The sequence below is a fragment of the Calyptranema fuscum S582 genome, assembly GCF_055793305.1.
In genome coordinates this window covers 26806-45527 of the sequence record NZ_JBSLYH010000023.1, presented here as the reverse complement: position 1 = coordinate 45527, position 18722 = coordinate 26806, and the positions used below count along the sequence as shown (strand labels likewise).

Here is an 18722-nt window from a genome sequence, read left to right as displayed (position 1 = left end):
CCTTACGTTGTAATTTGTCCCCAGCCCACGGGTGGCAGTGCCATCACCTCGCCCACCTTGGCACTCGATACCCGTTTCATAGACGTGCTGAGCCAGACAAACAAGGGTTGAAAATCAATGCCATCCAGCAATACCGGCGGTCGTTCGGGTGGAGCAATTTGGCGCAGAGTTTTCAGGTCTGCCCCTTCCACACCGACAGCAAAGAAACAGAATTTACGTTCCATTTCGCCCAGTCTGACCAACTGCGCCGCATTATGCCAGCCATCGGTTGGCGCACCATCGGTAATCAGGAAAATCCAGGGACGATAGTACTGAATGCCATTGGCTTTATACACTTCTTTGCGACCTTCTAGCAAGCTAACGGCATACTCGATCGCCTCGCCCATGGGTGTATAACCATCGGCGACCAACTGTGGCGGGGTGAGATGATCAATGGTGACAAAATCTTGGATCAATTGCACGGGTCCAAAGGTGACGATCGCCACTTCGACACTTAATGAGGCTTTTGTGTCTCTTTGAATATCTTCCTTGAAAACGCCTACTCCCCGGCTCAATTCCTTAATCGGCTGACCCGACATAGAACTAGAGGTATCGAGCAACAGAATCACCGGACAGCGATTCTCTGGGTTTTCAACAAATTCGGGTAATCCTACAGGCATTAGATCCTCTAACTGGGTTCGATTTTTCCTAAATTTTATCGCTTGTTTTAGGGATTAAATTTGAGCTAAATCGGGATCGCCCCACAGATAGTGTTTTATTGCCAAATAATTCATTCAAAAATGCTATTAGTAGGATTGATTCAAATTTTTAATAGGATATAAACCGCTCTCAGAATCCCTCTCTCCTGCGTAGAGCTACGATATAGGGCGTAACGGAGTCTCGTGCGTTGTCCAGTAGTTTCTGACGGGTGATGTGCCGCGCGAAGCGCGGCACATCACCCGTTTTAACCATTAATGTTTAATTGACAGACCACTAATGTTGCAAACACGAAATTTTGCAACATGGGGGTTTGGGGGCTGCGCCCCCAAGAGGGGGTTTTACCCCCTCCACCCCCTCTATAACTTTTAAGTTGGTGTACTAGAACGGCGTTGGCGTTATCAAATGTAGGGTCTGTCCCGTTTGGGGATGGACAATGCGTAATTCTCTGGCGTGCAGATAAAGCCGATCGCTCTGTCCTTCTCGTCCATACAGGCGATCGCCCAAAATTGGGGTTGCCAACCCTTGGGGATGGGCAGCATGAACTCGCAGTTGATGCGTTCGTCCCGTACTTGGGATTAATTCGACCCGTGTCCTATCGCTTTCTCTAGCCAACACATGAAATTGAGTCTGACTTGGTTTACCCCGCTGAGTATCCACTTTTTGGTAGGGGCGATCGCTCGGATCTGACCAGAGTGGTAAATCGATCACCCCCCGATCTACAGAAATCTCGCCGGATAACAGGGCTTCATAGACTTTCGTCACCTGTCGCTGTTGAAATTGCTGGCTGAGTTGGCGATGGCTTTGGGCATCGCGCGCAATCAATAAAATGCCAGAGGTATCTTGATCTAAACGGTGGACTGCCATCAAGCTGGAGCCATGCGATAGGTGCAACTGGAGACGGCTAAGCACACTATCCTGGCGATCGCGATATCGACCCGGAACGGAGAGAAGCCCAGCAGGTTTGTTAACAGCAATGACCTGGTCATCTTCATACACAATCGAGAGTGTCAGATCGGTGGTCGGCTGAACCCAGGACGGCGATCGCTGCGATACGCCAGATAACAAAAATCCCATCAACGGCTGACAGCGGTCTAAACAAGCGCCATAAAACTGACCCTGCACTTTATCGCCATTTGCAGTCGTAGACCCCCACCAAAACTCTGCCATTGCTACAGGTTGCAAGTCATGGGTGGCAGCATAGTGCAGTAGTTTGGGCGCACAACACTCACCTGTGCCCGTAGGCATCACCCCTCCCGGCATCAACTGCTGAAGTGAAATGGAGGTGCCTAAAAAATTCGTCAGTTGGTAGTTGGCGTGCATTTGGGCTTGCAGCGATCGCGACAGACTTTTGCGTTGCTGCTTCAAATCTCGTATCTGACATTCAAGTTGGGCAATCACCTGTTTCAGGGGGTTTAAAACAGCGTCTCGCTGGCGTTTTAGTTGTCGTTGTGCAATCCCATCGATTTGGCTTTCAAGCGTGAGTTGTGCCAGTGCGATCGCTAATGCGTCTTCAGATAAGGTTTGATAAAACTCCTGGCGTTGTTGATGACGTTGTGCTTTACGTTGCTGATGATGGTGACGCAGCGTATTTAATTGATGCTCAAACTCCAGCGATCGCTGGTGATAGTCTTGCCATTCTGGACGCTGTTGCAACGTCATTAAAGTTTGGTTAATGTCGTTCAGTCGTGCCAGGGTCAATGCTTCATCAAACGCAACGCGATCGCGCCCCGGAATTGGAGGTACCCAGCCTGCAACGCAGGCATTGCCGTTGAGTAACCCCGAAAATGCTTTGAGAACTCGTAAGTCTCCGGTCGGCAATTTGACCAACAATACGCCATACATTTTGCCTTCGTTGGAGTATCGTTCATCATTCGATAACTGTCGCATCAATCCCTCAGCGATCGCCTCTGCCAAACCTGTACGAGGCAGTTTCAGCACGGCTCCGGTCTGAGAACATTGCCCGCTATACCAATAGGTTGGGGGAGATTGCGGATCAACTGTCCCACCCAAAAAATCGGTTAGATCATACATGGTCGTCATGCGCTGACTCAACCCGACCATTTGCATCGGGTAGTCCTAAAACAGTCATAGTTTTTTGTGGCGCGGGCAACGCCCGCGCCACAAAAAAATCATGACATGAATACTACTACCTTGCATCGTGGAGCAATTGAGTAGAGGGTTAGGACATTGGGGGTGTGGGGCTGCGCTCGGTTAAACGGTTTGGAGAACGCGAAGAAATTGGCAGAGCAGCGGCACACCGTGCCGCTGCTCTGCCAATTTCCTATGTCAACCCAGTGGTGTAAGCGATATCGGGCGACCTCTTTTTATCCCGGTTATCCCTGGGATTGATTGTCTTGGGTGTCTTGAGGGGTTGGACTCGGCTCATCGCTGGCTTGGGGGGTCGGACTGGGACTCGGCTCATCGCTAACTTGAGGCGTTGGACTGGGACTCGGCTCATCGGCATTGACGATCGGTTCACATCCGGAGATGCTTTCAAACTCGGCATTCGTGTCCTGGTAGGTTTGCAGCCGCTCACGAAACGAGACAATCATTTCCCGATAGTCGGGCTGAAGTTCGTTGGAATTGAGCAACAAATCAGAAAACTGAAGTGCCTCGCTCCAATTTTGCGAGCAATAGGCTTGCCGCATTGCCAAATAGTTGCTTTGAGTGTCTGAAGGTTGTTGAATGTCTGACTCTTGTGCCCTTCCTGAAACAACGGACACACTGGTAACCATCAAGACGGTTCCTACAGTCGCAAAGGCTATCTTAAAAGGTTTCAACATAAATGAGTGTGCAAAGAAAAAGGACTGCCCCAATCAATTGCGGTCGCAGCGATCGCCACACCCTGTATTCCTAAATATCCACTCCCATTATTACTCAGATCCGGATAGATAGGGTTCATTTTTTGTGCAGATTAAACTTTATTAGAAATCAATTTATGCCTATGGCACTGTGCGGGTTGATGCAGTCCAGTATTGTGGGGCGCGGAGCGTCCCACAATACCGTCGTTTCTGGACTGAACCTCGCGGAGATTACCGCATCCAGCTATGAAATTTGGCGGAAGTGCCGCGCACTGCGCGGCACTTCCGCCAAATTTCACAGCCCAAACCAATACGCTATGGTGCGAACCTTAAATTTTGTAACAGGGGAGGTGGGGCACAGACAGGTTTACTGCCAGCTCAAGGGGCTAGAAGCAAGGCTGGGCAACTCGATCACAAAGCGCACCTCGTTTGTATCGCTTTCCGCATAGATAGACCCACTTAAATAGGTAATTTGTTTTTTCGCCAACGCCAACCCTAACCCTGTTCCTCCCTGGTTCCAGCGATCGCTACCGGGAATGCGATAAAACTTTTCAAAAATTTGCGAAAGGGCATCAGCTGGAAGTTCGACACCGGAGTTGCTGACCACCATCCGCAGGCGATCGTCTACCCAGTTCGCACTCAGCGTAATGGTTTCACCCGGAGGCGTATACTTACAGGCATTGGTTAGCAATTCGCTAAAAACACGAGTCAAGATAGAAATGTCTGAAACCAGCGGCGATGGACTGGACGGCAGCACAACTTGCAACTGTTGCTGGCGTGACTGCATTCTTTCCTGGTAGGCTCCTGTAAGTTGCGGAATCCATTCCAGTAGGTTAATTGGAGTTTGCTCGATGGCGATCGCAACCGCATCCAGGCGCTGCATTTCTAATAAGTCGTTCACCAGATCCAGTTCTTGATCGCACTCTTCATGCAAAATTTTGAGATAGCGGGCAACCCGTGCTGATTGCGAACTCCCTTCATCGTTGGGTAATGAGAAGACCGTCTGATCTAAATTCCGTTCCAACATATGAATGGATAATTTAATGTTGGCTAAGGGCGATCGCAACTCATGGGAAACCATGCTTAAAAAGTCGTCTTTTTGTTGATTTAACCGTTGCAGTTCTTCTAACTGCCCTTCTAAAAGTTGGGCGCGTTGCAGTGCCAAGGTTCGTTCTTTCAACAATTGCCGCTCTGCCACATCGCGAAAAACGACCACAACCCCCGTGATAGTGCCGGAGTCATTTTGCAACGGTGCCGCACTATCAGCAATAGGAATATATCTGCCATCTTTCGTCACTAACAATGCTGGATTGACTAAATAGACGGTTTTACCCGTTTGCAACACCTGCATCACAGGGTTCTCAATCGGCAAATGAGTTTGTTCATGCAGCAACAGAAAAATATCGAGCAAGGGGCGGTTTATTGCCTCTTGCAATTTCCATCCCGTTAGCGATTCCGCGACAAGATTGAGAAACTTCACCCGCCCGCTATCATCTGTAACAATTACCCCATCCCCAATCGTGGTAAGAATGGCTTTAACTTGTTCGTGTTCTTCTTTTAAGCGAACTTCTTGACCGTACCGTTGTAAAGCTGTGCGAATGGCAATGTATAAGTCGCGCTCTTTGATGGGCTTGAGAATATACCCAAACGGTTCGGTTTCGGTTGCCCGATCGACTGTGGCTTTATCGGAATAGCCTGTCGCATAAATAATCGGAATACGCAGTTCGTTCCAGATGACCCGTGCCGCCTCGGTGCCATCCATTTCCCCTTCCAAGCGAATATCCATCAGGATGACATCCGGGCGTAACGCTCTTGCCTGCTGAATAGCGTCTTCTCCAGAAGCAACCATCGCAGGCACCTCATAGCCGAGGATTTCTAGACAATCTTTGATATCTCTAGCGACTACCCGTTCATCTTCGACAATCAAAACTCGGATCAGGGATGTTGGAGTAGCATTTGCATCATCGGTCATAGCGCCCCCCCTGGGAACGTGATCCAAAACTCTGTACCCATTTGAAGATTAGTTTGAATCTTACCCTTCAGTTGAATGACAAAATCTTGAACGAGTTGTAAACCCAATGTTTTAGGATTTTGCAGATCAATCGGTTGAGAAATTCCTACCCCATTATCGCGCACGACCAAAACTAACTCAGTCCGTTGCGGTTCAGCCCGAAATTCTACGGACAGTTGTCCTGCTTGAGCGTTAGGAAACGCATATTTCAGCGAGTTAGACACCAGCTCGTTAATAATCAGCCCGCAAGGAATTGCCTGATCAATATTCAAGGTAATTGGTTCAATCTCAGTTTTGAGGGTGATGTTGTTATGACTGACGTTATAACTGCTGAAAAGATTGCTAACCAGACTGGGAATGTAATCGGCAAAATTAATTCGGGCAAGGTCTTTAGAGCGATAGAGTTTTTCATGAATCAGGGCGATCGATTCGATGCGGTTTTGGCTTTCAAGCAAATAGCTAGCCGTCTGTTGATCGCGCAGTCGTCGCCGTTGCAGCCGCAGTAAGCTGTAGACGATTTGTAGATTGTTTTTAACTCGGTGATGAATTTCTTTGAGCAATACTTCTTTTTCTCTGAGTGATGCTTGAAGCTGGTCTTCAGCTTGTTTGCGATCGTGGATATCGTGACCCACAGACTGGAACTCTATAATTTGCCCCTGAGCATCAAATAATGCCCGATTAATCCATTGAGTCCAGCGGATCTGCCCTTGAACAACCACCCGGTTTTCGATCGTGATGACGGGGTTATCGATACTCATGGATGCAACAGCCCGGTCTACCTGTTCCTGGTCGTCTGGCCAAATTAATGGATGATAGCAACTGCCGACAATCTCGTCTTGAACTAACCCGAAATAGCGGCAGTAGGCTGCATTGACAAAAACCAATGTGCCATCGGGTAAAAATCGGGTAATCAGTTCGGTTTGATCATCGACAATAGCGCGATAGCGCGCTTTGTTGTGCCGCAGGGTTTCTTCAACCTGTTTGCGCTCTTTGATTTCTTTTTCCAGTTCGCGGTTGGCAGCTTCTAACTGAGTCGAACTGGGCAATGCTAGCGCGTGCGGAATTAAGGGAAAGAGAATTAATGCCGTTCCAACAGACACCCAGGCTGTGATGGCTTTAATTGCCCCCGACAGCCAATACGCAGGATGCCAAAGAGTCCAGACATCCATTAAATGGGTTGTGCCACAGGCTGTAATGAACGTAGCAAACAGGATAAATATCCAAATGAAAGGTAAATCTCCCCGCTTTCGAACAAAATAAAACAGCATGATTGGGATGGAATAATAGGCCAGGGCAATTAATGCATCGGATAGCCCGTGGAGCCAGACCAAACCGGGCTGCCAGAGATAGCAATGTCCATGCGGGATAAATACATCTGAGTCGAAGAAATTTCTGATCAGGTCAAGCATGAAGAGTACTCCAGTGCGATCGCACAACCCGTCGTTTTAATTATTTACTTTACTTTTAGAAAGAGTGATCGTCAGCTAATGACGTTTTGTTGCGCAGCCTCAGGTTATGCAACAAAAGATAATTCTTTACTATGACTTTTGGGGATCACTTACTTATGCTATGTCTGAAATGAAAGTTCTGCTCTGGTGTTTCTCACCTATGCATCACGATGTTTTCCTGGCAACGTGAAATGCGGAGATATGGGATAGCTCTAGCTTGCCACCAAACTCCTGATCAATTACCTGTCGCAAGCCCTTGAGTAAGTTGGTGCGGGTCTGCGGTTCCAATTTGAGGTAAGGCGAGTAGGTGGTCAGTAGCCGTAAGTATTCATCGGTGCTATAAGTGACCTGACATTCTACCTGTCCGGGAATCACCGTTTGAAAGTAGTCTGATTCGCGGACGAACTGCCCCAGGCTATTGATGATGTCTTGTTGGGTTGCCCAATCTTCATACCGTGCTAAAGCCGGTGCATGGGCTTCGTAGATGGGGCGTAAACGTTGATAGACGTGATAATGCGGTTGCAGTTCTTTGTTCCATAGCAAAATCAGTGAACCCTGGTGTCGTAAAGCGTTAGCCGCTTTGGGATAGCCAATTTCTGCGGGAATCCAATGAAATGAGGATGCGGCTAAAACGGCATCAAATGCTTCAGGTTCAACCGTCCATTCTTCGAAGGCAGTGTTGCGTATTTCAACATCAGGATAGGCTTCACAATTCTGTTGGGCAAGTTGAAAAAAGTCTGGATTGGGTTCTAAACACAGCATCGAACAGCCGAGTGAAGCAAATGCAACGGTTGCTGTTCCGGGTCCACACCCCACTTCGAGCAATCTTGAATGGGCAGAGAGTTGGGCGATCGCAACTACGTGTTGAATGACGGCTTCAGGATAGCGGGGTCGTACCTGGTTGTAAGCCTCTGCCGCAGGCGAATACCAGCCTTTTCGCTGCTCTAGATCTTGACGACCATAGCTACAAATACTTGGGTTGACATCTTTCATATCCTAGCCCTCTGTAAATAAAGCGTCATTACTTAATATCGTGGATTTAATAAAACCGAAGATTTATTTTTGGCAGCGCGGCGGAGCCGCGCTGCCAAAAATAAACGTCCGGGTTTTAATTAATGTGTGATCCTTAATATCGGGATGACGTTGAACGTGAGACCAAAGGTTTCACGTTCAACGTCATCCTCCCCAATCAGCAGAGCCGCGCAGAGCGCGGCTCTGCCACAACACCTATGATTGATCCAGTCGTGAAGCACTATATTCAGCCCTATATAGCAGCCGAGAGGCTGGTTGAACGGGGTGCAAGGCTGGAACCCCTGGCTGGGGGCGCAGCCCCCACACCCCCAATGTCCTAACCATCTACTCAATTGCAATACCAAAGCTGCCCTCAGCACCCCTGAGTTGATGCCGAACCGTCGGGCATCGTTGCCCCACACAGGTTGGCACTACTCAAATCGGTATCGCTCAGATCAACGCCCGTGAAGGTCGCATTACTCAGATCCGTATTGACAAACAATACATCTTCTAAATTGGCTCCGGTCAAATTGGCATTTTGTAAATTTGCGGCACTCAAATCGGTAACAAAACGGTAGGACGTCGAAGGGCCAAATAACATCATCAACCCCAAACCCGCCAAATTAAAACCATAGGTATTGACCAGCTGGGGAGCTTTATCACTGAGATTGGCTTCTGTTAAATTAGCCCCAGATAAATTTGCACCCAATAAATTGACACCTTCTAGATCTGCCTGACTCAAGTCTGCTTGACTCAGGTTAACCTCTTGCATTGCCGTCAACTCTGCCTTAATCCCGACCAAATTGGCTGATTGCAAATTTGCCCATTGCAAATCTGCCGCGCTCAGATTGGCATCCTGGAGATTTGCCTCGACCAGGGTGGTGAGCGGCAGTCGTGCGTTGGAGAGGTCGGCTTGGCTTAGGTTTGCCTGAGTGAGATTTGCACCTGTGAGATAGGCAAATTTCAACTTTGATTCAGCCAGGTTTGCGCCGACTAAATTAGCACCTTCTAGATTGGCTCTATCTAAATCTTCGCCAGATAAATCTGCATGACTTAAATCACACCGGGGGCAAGCATTGGTATCGAGCAATTGGGCGATCGCCGCTGCTCCACTCAGGGGTGGCTCCGTGACCGCAGAGAGTTGGCTGGCGATCGCGTCTGCCCGTGATGCGGGGGATAGTTGCATCAGTTGTTCACCCAGGGGAAAGCCATTTTCGGCATCACTAAAAATGATGAGTACGTTGCTGCGATAGTCAGCATTATCGGTGGGCGCTGCGTTGGTCAGGTAATTCAACGTCAGCACGGTTTTATCATCTCGCTCCCATCCGGTTAGCAGTCCGCTTCTGCGAACGCTCCAGACCCGTACACTCACCGCAAAGATCTGGTCGAATGGAATGGTAATGCGTTTGGTATCGTGCTGATTATCTAGATCGGGAATGGGATCACCCACTTCCCCATACACCGTTAATTGATTGGCTTCGACATGAATTTTACAGCCATCGGTTGTGCGAAAGTCGTCTCGCAATAGCTGGCAGGCGGTGGTGATACCGGGACGATCGATCAGCAGGGTTGGCCAATCTTGCCCCTGACAGCGGCTATTGTAAGGCGATCGCGTACACAACAATAACAATTCCCGCTCGTCTTGAGCTTGAGAGGCCTGGGCGATCGCACTATAACTTCCCAGCAACGGGACTAATCCTAAAACTGTAACCCAGTGTTTGATAGGCATATTGATCCTTGTGTTTGAACTGTTTTTTAATTCACGACTGATGCAGATCCGTTATATTGATGACCTGATGCAATCAAGTTAAACGTGATGAATTAAAACGCGATGCATGGCACAGTGTGTCAATCCATCCCATCCTGATTTTGAATCTGTAGCACTATATAAGATTTTTTGACATTGCTTAACAGTGGGATGAATTTGAAGGTAAAACCTTTGGTTTTACCTTCAAATTCATCCCACTGTTAAGCAATGCCTATTTTTTGTGAATGTAACTGAATCCAGGGATGAGTTTTCATCCCTGCCTACATTCCTCTGCAAGTAGTCTAATCGGATCAACGAGTTGAACTCAAGAGGGCTAGATCCTGTTCAAGTGGTAACAAAGATAGCCTTTTGCAACATCACTGCCTTCTAGGATGAGGAGAACGCACGGTCTGTGCGCGTTCTCTCAGGCAATGGAATTTCCGTATATGCAGTTAAACCTACAGAAAACAGACCTATCCAAATCGCCTCTATTCCTGATTGCGCCTTTCTTTTTCTTGGGCACTGCCATGGTGGTGATGAAGTTCATCATTCCCAACACCACCCCCTTATTTCTGGCAGCCTTTCGCTTACTTCCTGCGGGAGTATTGCTATTATTGCTTGCTGTTTTTTTGAAACTGCCTCAACCCAAAACCTGGAAGGCTTGGTTTTGGATTGGTCTGTTTTCGTTGGTCGATGGTGCCATGTTCCAGGGATTTTTGACAGAAGGTTTAGTCAACACAGGTGCAGGCATTGGGGCGGTGCTCATTGATGCGCAACCGTTGATTGTGGCAATTTTGTCACGCTTTTTATTTGCTGAATTGATTGGCGTTTGGGGCTGGCTGGGTTTGGCGATCGGGATGGCTGGCATTTGCCTTTGTGGTTTACCAGAACAATGGATTTATGGGGGCTTGAATCGGCTGGGAATCGTGCTACCGTTTGCACCGATTCAGCAAGGTGAATTAGTGTTACCCGGTGATGTCAGTGGATTTAGCTTGAATCTAGAAAGCTTGCTGCATAGTGGTGAGTTGTTGATGGTATTGGCAGCGCTTTCGATGTCTTTTGGCACCATCATTATTCGCTATGTCAAACAGCACGCTGACCCAATTGTGGCAACGGGTTGGCATATGATTTTAGGCGGTTTACCGTTGATGCTGCTGTCCTTGCTGTGGGAAACTCAACCGATCGCCCAGCTTCAATCTGGCGACTGGTTAGGATTGGGCTATGCGACCCTGTTTGGTACTGCCATTACCTATGGGATGTTTTTCTATTTGGCTGCTAGCGGTAATATCACCAGTGTCAGTGCGTTGATTTTTTTGACGCCTGTGTTTGCTTTATTGTTTAGCGGCTTGTTGTTGGGCGAACAGTTGACGCAGATTCAATGGGTTGGCGTTGTGTTCACGTTAATTAGTGTGTATCTGGTGAATCAGCGAGAAGAAATTGCCCAAAAAGTGGCGTTGGTGACCCGTCGGGTGCGTGTAGATGCCAATGGTATGGAACTGGCACAAGACCCTGTCGTAGCAGAACCCTCTAAACCTGATGCGATCGCAGACTAGTGTTGCAAACACGAAATTTTGCAACATGGGGGTTTGGGGGCTGCGCCCCCAAGAGGGGGTTTTACCCCCTCCACCCCCTATAAAACTTTTAAGTTGGTGTACTAGTAGACGACCTCTTTTAGAGAGAGCGACATGGAGCCGTCGCTCTCTCTAAGGAATGGGAATTAAATAACTCCGATGATTTGTTGTAGGGGCGAACGGCCGTTCGCCCCTACAAGCGATCCAATATTCGATCTTATTTACTTCACGATCCTAAAAGAAGTACAAGACCCATTTATCTCACCCCGTATTGACGTATGCTTACTTCGATTACTCCATCTCAGCCAGCGGCTCTCCACGCGTTTCGCAGCTCTGTGATCGACTTTGTTGCCGATCCATTTTATGTGCCCGAAGTCGAAAGCATTCGCTACTTTGCCGATGGGTTATTGGTGGTCGAACGGGGCAAGGTCAAAGCGATAGGAGCCTATGATGACCTGAAGGATTTGTATGCGGATATTCCCATCACCTCGTATCCCGGCAAGCTGATCACACCGGGATTTATTGATCTGCACATTCATTTTCCCCAGACTGGAATGATTGCTGCCTATGGAGAACAGCTATTAGAGTGGCTCGATCAATACACATTTCCGACCGAACGCAAGTTCCAAGATAAAGCGTATGCTCAACACGTCGCTACCGTATTTATTGACGAGTTATTGCGGAATGGTACCACTACCGCAGTCGTTCTGGCTGCCGTTTATCCGGAGTCGGTGGATGCGTTATTTGAAGAAGCTAATCGTCGTCATCTCTGCATGATTGCGGGAAAGGTGATGATGGATCGCAACGCTCCTGATACCCTGACCGATACGGCTGAAAGTTCCTATACCGATAGTAAAGCTCTGATTGAAAAATGGCATCAAACGGGGCGATCGCTGTACGCCGTTACACCCCGATTTGCACCAACGTCTACGCCTGAGCAATTACGTTTTGCCGGTAAATTGCTGGCAGAATTTCCAGGCACTTATTTGCATACTCACCTCTCTGAAAATGTCAATGAAGTTGCCTGGGTGAAGCAGTTGTTTCCCGATGCCAAGGGCTATTTAGATGTTTATGATCAAGCCGGTTTAGTCGGAGAGCGATCGATTTTTGCCCACTGCATTCAACTGACTGATTCTGAATTTGAACGCTTATCGGCAGCAAAATCTGCGATCGCCTTTTGTCCGACGTCTAATTTGTTTTTGGGCAGTGGTTTATTTAAGATTGAGCAAGCCAAATCCTCCGCCTTCCCCATCAACGTCGGGTTAGCCACCGATGTGGGGGCAGGCACCAGCTTTTCTATGCTGCAAACTGCCAATGAAGCGTATAAAGTGGCACAACTGCGCCATCAAAAACTATCTCCCTTCAAAGCCTTGTTTTTAGCGACTTTAGGCAGTGCAAAAGCCCTTCACTTAGACGATCACATTGGCAGTTTTGCCATTGGCAATGCTGCCGATTTTGTCATCCTTGATCCTCGTTCGACGCCGATCATGGCATTTCGCAATCCTGCAACTCGTCCAGCGTCGTTAACCGAATTGGGCGATCGCCTGTTTTCCCTGATCATGATGGGCGATGATCGGGCGATTCAAGCCACCTATATTTTGGGAGAACGAGCCTATGAGCGGACGGGATAAGCCATGCCTTCCCTGGCATTAATTAAAAGCTTCAATGGGGCGATCGCTTTCAGCCAGGTGTGATAAACCCTGCGATCGGGTTTGTTCGACCTCACCGTGGGTTTTGAGCAAGGCTGCAATTTGCTTACGAATCAAGATTCCTGGGCGATCGGTAAACATGTGTTGTTCTTTGTTGAGGCTCAGCGGCACATCATAATCGGTTGATTCTAAAATCCGCTTGTCTTCGAGTGTGACGGCTCGATCAAAGGCAATCACGTCAGCGGCGCAAGTATCTGCTTCGGTGTCATTGCGTAGGCAAAACTGCACCATTTGTGACATGGAATCATTAATCGGCGTCATCGTATTGACGACGATGTGAGACAACCCATTGGCGTAATTGATTCGCAACCGAATGGTAAAGGGCATGATCCAATCCATATCCAGTGTGCGATAGGTTTGGGTGTCCTCCATTTTCAAATTCTGTTGTTGCAGTTCTGGATTAACCACCCCTAACGTTGCCTGCACATGAATGCCGTAATCGGTTTCAGTGATCTCTAGTGACTCGGGAATGGGATGGTCTTCGCTGCCAAAGGTGCCTGTATGCACAAAGGTCGGGTGTGCCAGATCCAATTCATTTTCCATCACCCGCAATCCGGCACACTGCCAGGGTTCATAAAATTCTTGGATCAGGCGATAGCTTGGATCGGTAGCTTCCGGAATGGTTGGAATGTCTCTCAACGGCTCACCCAAACACACCCAAACATAGCCATAGCGCTCTGTACATGCATAAGCATCGACTTTGTAGCTCGGCGAAATGGCACCGTCTTTCGACTGCGGCATCTGCACACAGGCACCCGCGGAGTTGAACTGCCAACCGTGATAGGGACAGCAAATGTTCCCCGCCACAACTTTACCCAACGATAGCTTGGCGGTGCGATGACAGCAGCGATCGCGCACAGCGGCGGGCTGACCGTCGGCATCCAACCAGATCACGATCGCCTGACCCAATAATTCAAACGCCTGGGGCCCATCATGCAACTGTTGCATCGGCACAACGGGATACCAAAACCGCTGGAAAACAGGCTGCTGCGTCACTAACATAAAATCTACCCATGCAAAGAGAACGAGGCACTATACCCATTGCCCTGAATTTCAGGCAATATCACAGTCTGATCTAAATTGGAGGATGAACCTTTCGGGTTCCGATATGTTTAGCATATGAAACAATCAAGTCTTACCCTCATCCCCCAACCCCTTCTCCCATTAGGGGCGAAGGGGAGCCGAATACTAAGACATGGTTTCAAAGTCCCTCTCCCGCTCTGGGAGAGGGATTTAGGGTGAGGGCTGACAGGACTGAGACACACTAAATATAGACAAGGGTTCATCCTCCAATTTAGATCCACAATCTGCGACCCTAAATTTCAAGGATCTGGCAAAATCACCGAGGCATCCAAAAAGCGCTGTGTTTTTGCATACTGTATACACCTCAATCTATTTAGTATAAAGAAGACCGACGAAATGATTTTGTAGTATTAGATACGAGGTGCTGTTGATTTGGGTGATGTGTTGAAACGATATCTTCAGGTATTGCAGCTATTTTGGGCAACGGCGATCGCCGCTGAGTTGGAATATCGCATGAACTTTGTCATTGCCGCACTCAGCAGCCTATGCAGTTTAGTGGGCAGTTTGTTTGGCTTATTTTTGTTTTACCAGCATGGCTACACCTTTGAAGGGTGGACGTGGTCAGAAGCCCTGATTGTGTTGGGGGTATTTACCCTCTTACAAGGTTTTGCGGCGACCTTTCTGGCTCCAAATCTGAGTCAAATCGTGCGCCATGTGCAGGAAGGGACACTCGATTTTGTCTTGTTAAAACCGATTAACTCGCAATTTTGGTTGTCTGCCCGGACGCTATCGCCCTGGGGGTTGCCCGATATCATTTTTGGGTTGCTGTTGATTGGCTATGCCGGGGTCAATCTCCACCTCAATTGGCATGCCTACGGGCTGGCATTAGTGCCCCTGTTATTTGGCTTTATCTGCCTCTATAGCCTCTGGTTTATGTTGGGGTCTACCAGCATTTGGTTTGTCAAAATTTATAACGTTACTGAAGTGCTGCGGGGCTTACTGGAAGCCGGACGGTTTCCTATGGCAGCCTACCCAGCCATGTATCGCTTCTTTTTTACCTTTATTGTTCCGGTTGCCTTTTTAACTTCGATTCCGGCTGAAATTTTACTCAATCGTACCGATTTAAGCTGGTTAATCGGCAGCGGCGGATTGGCGATCGCCCTTTTCCTGTGCTCTTATTTTTTCTGGCGCTTTGCCCTGAGATTCTATACCAGTGCCTCTTCTTAAGAACCTGGATTTCGTATGTCACTTGCCGCGTTTTTACAGGGAATTTTGGGAGCCTCCAGCCTGTTGTTGGGGGCTATTTTGGGTGTGATTTGGCAACCCAGCCGCACCTTCTCAGCCGCCATTATGGCGTTTGGCAGTGGCACGTTACTCTCGGCGATCGCCTTTGAAATTACTACAGAGGTCTATGAAGCCAATGGCTTGCCCACGTTGGTGATCGGATTTATGGCTGGGGGAGCAGTGTTCACACTGATCAATGGCTACCTCGATCAAAAAGGTGGATTTTTACGTCATCCTGCTTCCAGTCGGCGCTACCTGTTTCAACAACGTCAGGAGGCAGCCTCTGAAGTATTAGATCGACTGGCACAGGTTGAAGTCATGCAAAATGTGCCTCCTGCGGAAGTGCAGGCGATCATTCCGCTGCTGAAGTCCTGTGTTGCCGAAGCCGGAGACATTTTGTGTAAAGAAGGGACGCCCGGAGATTCGCTTTACATCATTCTCAGCGGGGAAGCGGAGGTGATTAAGGGACAACAGCCGATTACCGTGTTGCTGCCGGGAGAAGTGTTTGGCGAAATGGCAGTGTTGACGGGCGCGCCCCGGTCTGCCACGGTGATGGCTCGTACCCCGATGGAGTTATATGAGCTGAAGCGAGTCGATTTTAATGCCGTCTTAGCCCGATCGCCCCATATCGCCAGGGCATTGAGCCTGATTTTGGTGCGGCGATTGCAAGAAACAACGGAATCTCAGGCAGAAGCCGAACAACGACGACAGCAATGGCGACAAGAAATTTTGGATAGCACAGAGTTAGATTTGCCCTTGCCCGAACAGCAGGCAATGTTGCAGCAACTCACAGGCAGTACGGCACCGTTAGCGATCTTATTTGGGTCGCTGATCGACAACGTGCCGGAATCGCTGGTCTTAGGTATGACGGTGGGGCAGAGTCATCTGGGTGCATCGTTTTTGTTAGCCGTGTTTATCTCCAATTTTCCGGAAGCCTTGTCCAGCTCAATCGGGATGCGCAAGGCAGGCACTCCTGCTCGCCGGATTTTAATGCTTTGGAGTGGGGTGGTGGTTCTGAGTGGATTGGGAGCGATCGCCGGACATCTGTTGCAAAACAATGCACCCAGTCTGGTGATGGCACTAACCCAGGCGATCGCGGGGGGCGCAATCCTGGCAATGATTGCCAGCACCATGATGCCAGAGGCGTATGAATTGGGGGGTGGCTCTGTCAATTTCTCGACGATTCTGGGATTTTTGATGGGGTTTTGGGTGTCGATCCCGCGTTAGGGAGCAAGCGATGTTCACTCGCTGACATAAGGATATGAAACCCGCTTTTACCCATCAGCCAAGTCGCTAATCCTGGCTGATCCCCTGCTAAAGAGATTTCTGCTCAAGAAAATACCTGAATTTCCGCGTTTCGACTTCGCTCAACGCTCGGAGTCTGTGGGCTGAGCGAAGTCGAAGCCCAAATCAACGGGTAGATTTATTCCTGGAAATCTCCCAAAGTCAGGGCTTTCTCAGATCTGGGTAGAAAAATAATGCGATCGCCATCCAAAGAAATAACAAAATGTATCAGAAGCTACATTTAATCAATATTCTCTCCAGTTACGGTTTGCTAGTAGTAATTCTCAGTTTTTGGATGTGTATTAATGCCAAAAGTGGTTTCCATTCATTCCTATCGTGGTGGAACAGGTAAGTCAAACTTCACCGCTAACATTGCTACCACCATCGCGTTACAAGGAAAACGGGTTGGAGTTGTCGATACTGATGTGCCGTCGCCTGGGATTCACAATATTTTTGGGCTAGAACCGGAAATGACCGGCAAAACCCTTAACAACTATCTCTGGGGCGACAGCCTGATCGAAGATGTGGCATACGATGTCAGCTCAAATGTGGGCGTGAGCGGAGATGGTAAGTTATTCCTGGTTCCTTCTAGCGTCAAAGCCGATGACATCGCCCGTATTCTCAAAGATGGCTATGATGTCAAGCTGCTGAATGATGGATTTCGCAAACTGGTTAAAAATTTAGAACTCGATTATTTATTTATTGACACGCACCCCGGTTTATCAAAAGAAACCTTTTTAACGATCGCCATTTCTCACTATCTCTTGTTGATTCTGCGACCCGATAAACAAGACTATCAGGGCACCGCTGTGACGATAGATGTGGCACGGCAGTTGAAAGTGCGGAATATGCTACTGGCTATCAACAAAGCCCTGCCCAGCATGAATATGGATGCTTTGCAGCAAAAGGTCGAAGAAGCCTATGACGTGCCTGTTGCAGGAATTTTTCCGTTGTCAGAAGATGTCGTCAAGCTTGCCAGTGAAGGCGTTTTTTGCGTTCGCAATCCAGACCACCCCATATCGCACGAATTTCAAAAAGTTGCCCAACGCATTATGGAGTAAACGGCTATGGTTGACTCTGGTAACTTGCAATCTTTGGCAAGCTCGATTGCCGCCGTTGTGTCGCCATTTCGCACCTACCTGAACGACCTGTACGACAAATATCGCTTGGTTAATTCTGGTACGGTCGCAGACTACATTCCTGAGCTGGCACTAGCCGATCCCAACTGGTTTGGCGTATGTGCCGTCACGGTCGATGGGCAGGTGTATGAGGTCGGAGACTGCGACAAAACCTTTACGATCCAGTCCATTTCTAAAGCCTTTGTCTATGGTCTGGCGTTGGAAGATCATGGGCGCGAGTATGTCAACAGCAAGGTCAGCGTTGAACCCACCGGGGAAGCATTTAACGCGATTGTGCTGGATGAGACAACCAACCGTCCCTATAACCCGATGGTCAATGCCGGGGCGATCGCCACGTCAGACTTGATTAAGGGTAAGAACAGCACCGAACGGCTGAAGCGCATTTTGGATATGTTTAAGCGCTACACCGGACGCGAACAAGATATCGATGTGCCGGTGTTTCTGTCAGAAAAATCGACGGGTCATCGCAATCGGGCGATCGCTTACTTAATGCTCAACTTTGGCATGGTGAGCGACAAGATTGATGAAACGCTGGATCTCTACTTTCAGCAATGCTCAATTTTGGTCAATGCGACTGATCTGGCAATGATGGCAGCTACCCTGGCAAATGGCGGGATCAACCCCGTCACCGGCGAACGGGCGATCGATGAACGCTATGTTCAAGACGTCATCAGCGTCATGCTCACCTGCGGGATGTACGATTCGTCAGGTGAATGGGCGTATCGAGTAGGAATGCCTGCCAAAAGTGGGGTTGGAGGTGGCATCACTGCCGTTGCTCCCGGCAAATTGGGGGTAGGTACTTTCTCTCCTCCCCTGGATGCCAAAGGCAACAGTGTCCGGGGCATTAAGGTCTGTGAAGATCTGTCGAGAGATTTTGGCTTACACCTGTTTAACGTCGCCAAACCCGATCGCGTTTTAACCGAATGGCTGGCAGGCGGCGATCGCGTCGATAGCTGGTAAGAACGGTTGAGAGCGATTGCAAATCAGTCCTGTAA

Annotated in this window: 14 protein-coding genes; 6 read left to right on the top strand and 8 right to left on the bottom strand. The window is 48.7% G+C overall.

The features are described 5' to 3' along the window. Nucleotides 1-2 precede the first annotated feature (2 nt). The 7 genes from ACR6Z4_RS16595 to ACR6Z4_RS16565 form a co-directional block, all read right to left on the bottom strand. A complete protein-coding gene (locus ACR6Z4_RS16595) occupies nt 3-659 on the bottom strand; it encodes a vWA domain-containing protein (RefSeq protein WP_479718411.1) in 657 nt (218 codons plus the stop codon). A gap of 418 nt (nt 660-1077) precedes the next feature. Then, nucleotides 1078-2739, bottom strand: a complete 1662-nt coding sequence (locus ACR6Z4_RS16590; protein WP_479718410.1) for an RluA family pseudouridine synthase — start codon at nt 2737-2739, stop codon at nt 1078-1080. Nucleotides 2740-3032: 293 nt separating this feature from the next. Further along, a complete protein-coding gene (locus ACR6Z4_RS16585; protein WP_479718409.1) occupies nt 3033-3482 on the bottom strand; it encodes a hypothetical protein in 450 nt (149 codons plus the stop codon). 385 nt (nt 3483-3867) lie between these two features. Then, nucleotides 3868-5472 (bottom strand): hybrid sensor histidine kinase/response regulator, encoded by a 1605-nt coding sequence (locus ACR6Z4_RS16580; protein WP_479718408.1) that lies wholly within the window; start codon nt 5470-5472, stop codon nt 3868-3870. Then, nucleotides 5469-6920, bottom strand: coding sequence for a sensor histidine kinase (locus ACR6Z4_RS16575; RefSeq protein WP_479718407.1), 1452 nt, complete (start codon nt 6918-6920; stop codon nt 5469-5471). Before ACR6Z4_RS16575 ends, ACR6Z4_RS16580 begins: the two co-directional genes overlap by 4 nt. Nucleotides 6921-7124: 204 nt before the next feature. Next, a complete protein-coding gene (locus ACR6Z4_RS16570) occupies nt 7125-7952 on the bottom strand; it encodes a class I SAM-dependent methyltransferase (RefSeq protein WP_479718406.1) in 828 nt (275 codons plus the stop codon). A 391-nt stretch (nt 7953-8343) separates the two neighbouring features. Continuing rightward, nucleotides 8344-9699 carry a pentapeptide repeat-containing protein gene (locus tag ACR6Z4_RS16565; protein WP_479718405.1) on the bottom strand — a complete coding sequence of 452 codons (1356 nt, stop codon included), beginning with the start codon at nt 9697-9699 and terminating at the stop codon, nt 8344-8346. A gap of 464 nt (nt 9700-10163) precedes the next feature. Here ACR6Z4_RS16565 and ACR6Z4_RS16560 point away from each other — a divergent pair, with 464 nt between their 5' ends. After that, the gene (locus ACR6Z4_RS16560; RefSeq protein WP_479718404.1) at nt 10164-11270 is read left to right on the top strand and encodes a DMT family transporter; all 1107 of its coding nucleotides are present in this window, start codon (nt 10164-10166) and stop codon (nt 11268-11270) included. Between the two features lie 296 nt (nt 11271-11566). After that, nucleotides 11567-12919 (top strand): guanine deaminase, encoded by a 1353-nt coding sequence (guaD, locus tag ACR6Z4_RS16555; RefSeq protein WP_479718403.1) that lies wholly within the window; start codon nt 11567-11569, stop codon nt 12917-12919. A gap of 18 nt (nt 12920-12937) precedes the next feature. On the opposite strand, the gene ACR6Z4_RS16550 is transcribed toward guaD, so the two are convergent. Beyond that, nucleotides 12938-13999, bottom strand: a complete 1062-nt coding sequence (locus ACR6Z4_RS16550; protein ID WP_479718402.1) for an aromatic ring-hydroxylating dioxygenase subunit alpha — start codon at nt 13997-13999, stop codon at nt 12938-12940. Between the two features lie 465 nt (nt 14000-14464). Here ACR6Z4_RS16550 and ACR6Z4_RS16545 point away from each other — a divergent pair, with 465 nt between their 5' ends. From ACR6Z4_RS16545 to glsA, 4 genes are all read left to right on the top strand, one after another. Then, on the top strand, nt 14465-15247 hold the full coding sequence (locus tag ACR6Z4_RS16545) for an ABC transporter permease (protein WP_479718457.1): 783 nt from the start codon (nt 14465-14467) through the stop codon (nt 15245-15247). A 15-nt stretch (nt 15248-15262) separates the two neighbouring features. Further along, nucleotides 15263-16531 (top strand): cyclic nucleotide-binding domain-containing protein, encoded by a 1269-nt coding sequence (locus tag ACR6Z4_RS16540; protein ID WP_479718401.1) that lies wholly within the window; start codon nt 15263-15265, stop codon nt 16529-16531. 362 nt (nt 16532-16893) lie between these two features. Then, nucleotides 16894-17649 (top strand): MinD/ParA family ATP-binding protein, encoded by a 756-nt coding sequence (locus ACR6Z4_RS16535; RefSeq protein WP_479718400.1) that lies wholly within the window; start codon nt 16894-16896, stop codon nt 17647-17649. A 6-nt stretch (nt 17650-17655) separates the two neighbouring features. After that, nucleotides 17656-18687: a glutaminase A gene (glsA, locus tag ACR6Z4_RS16530; RefSeq protein WP_479718399.1), complete on the top strand. Its 1032-nt coding sequence runs from the start codon at nt 17656-17658 to the stop codon at nt 18685-18687. Nucleotides 18688-18722 lie beyond the last annotated feature (35 nt).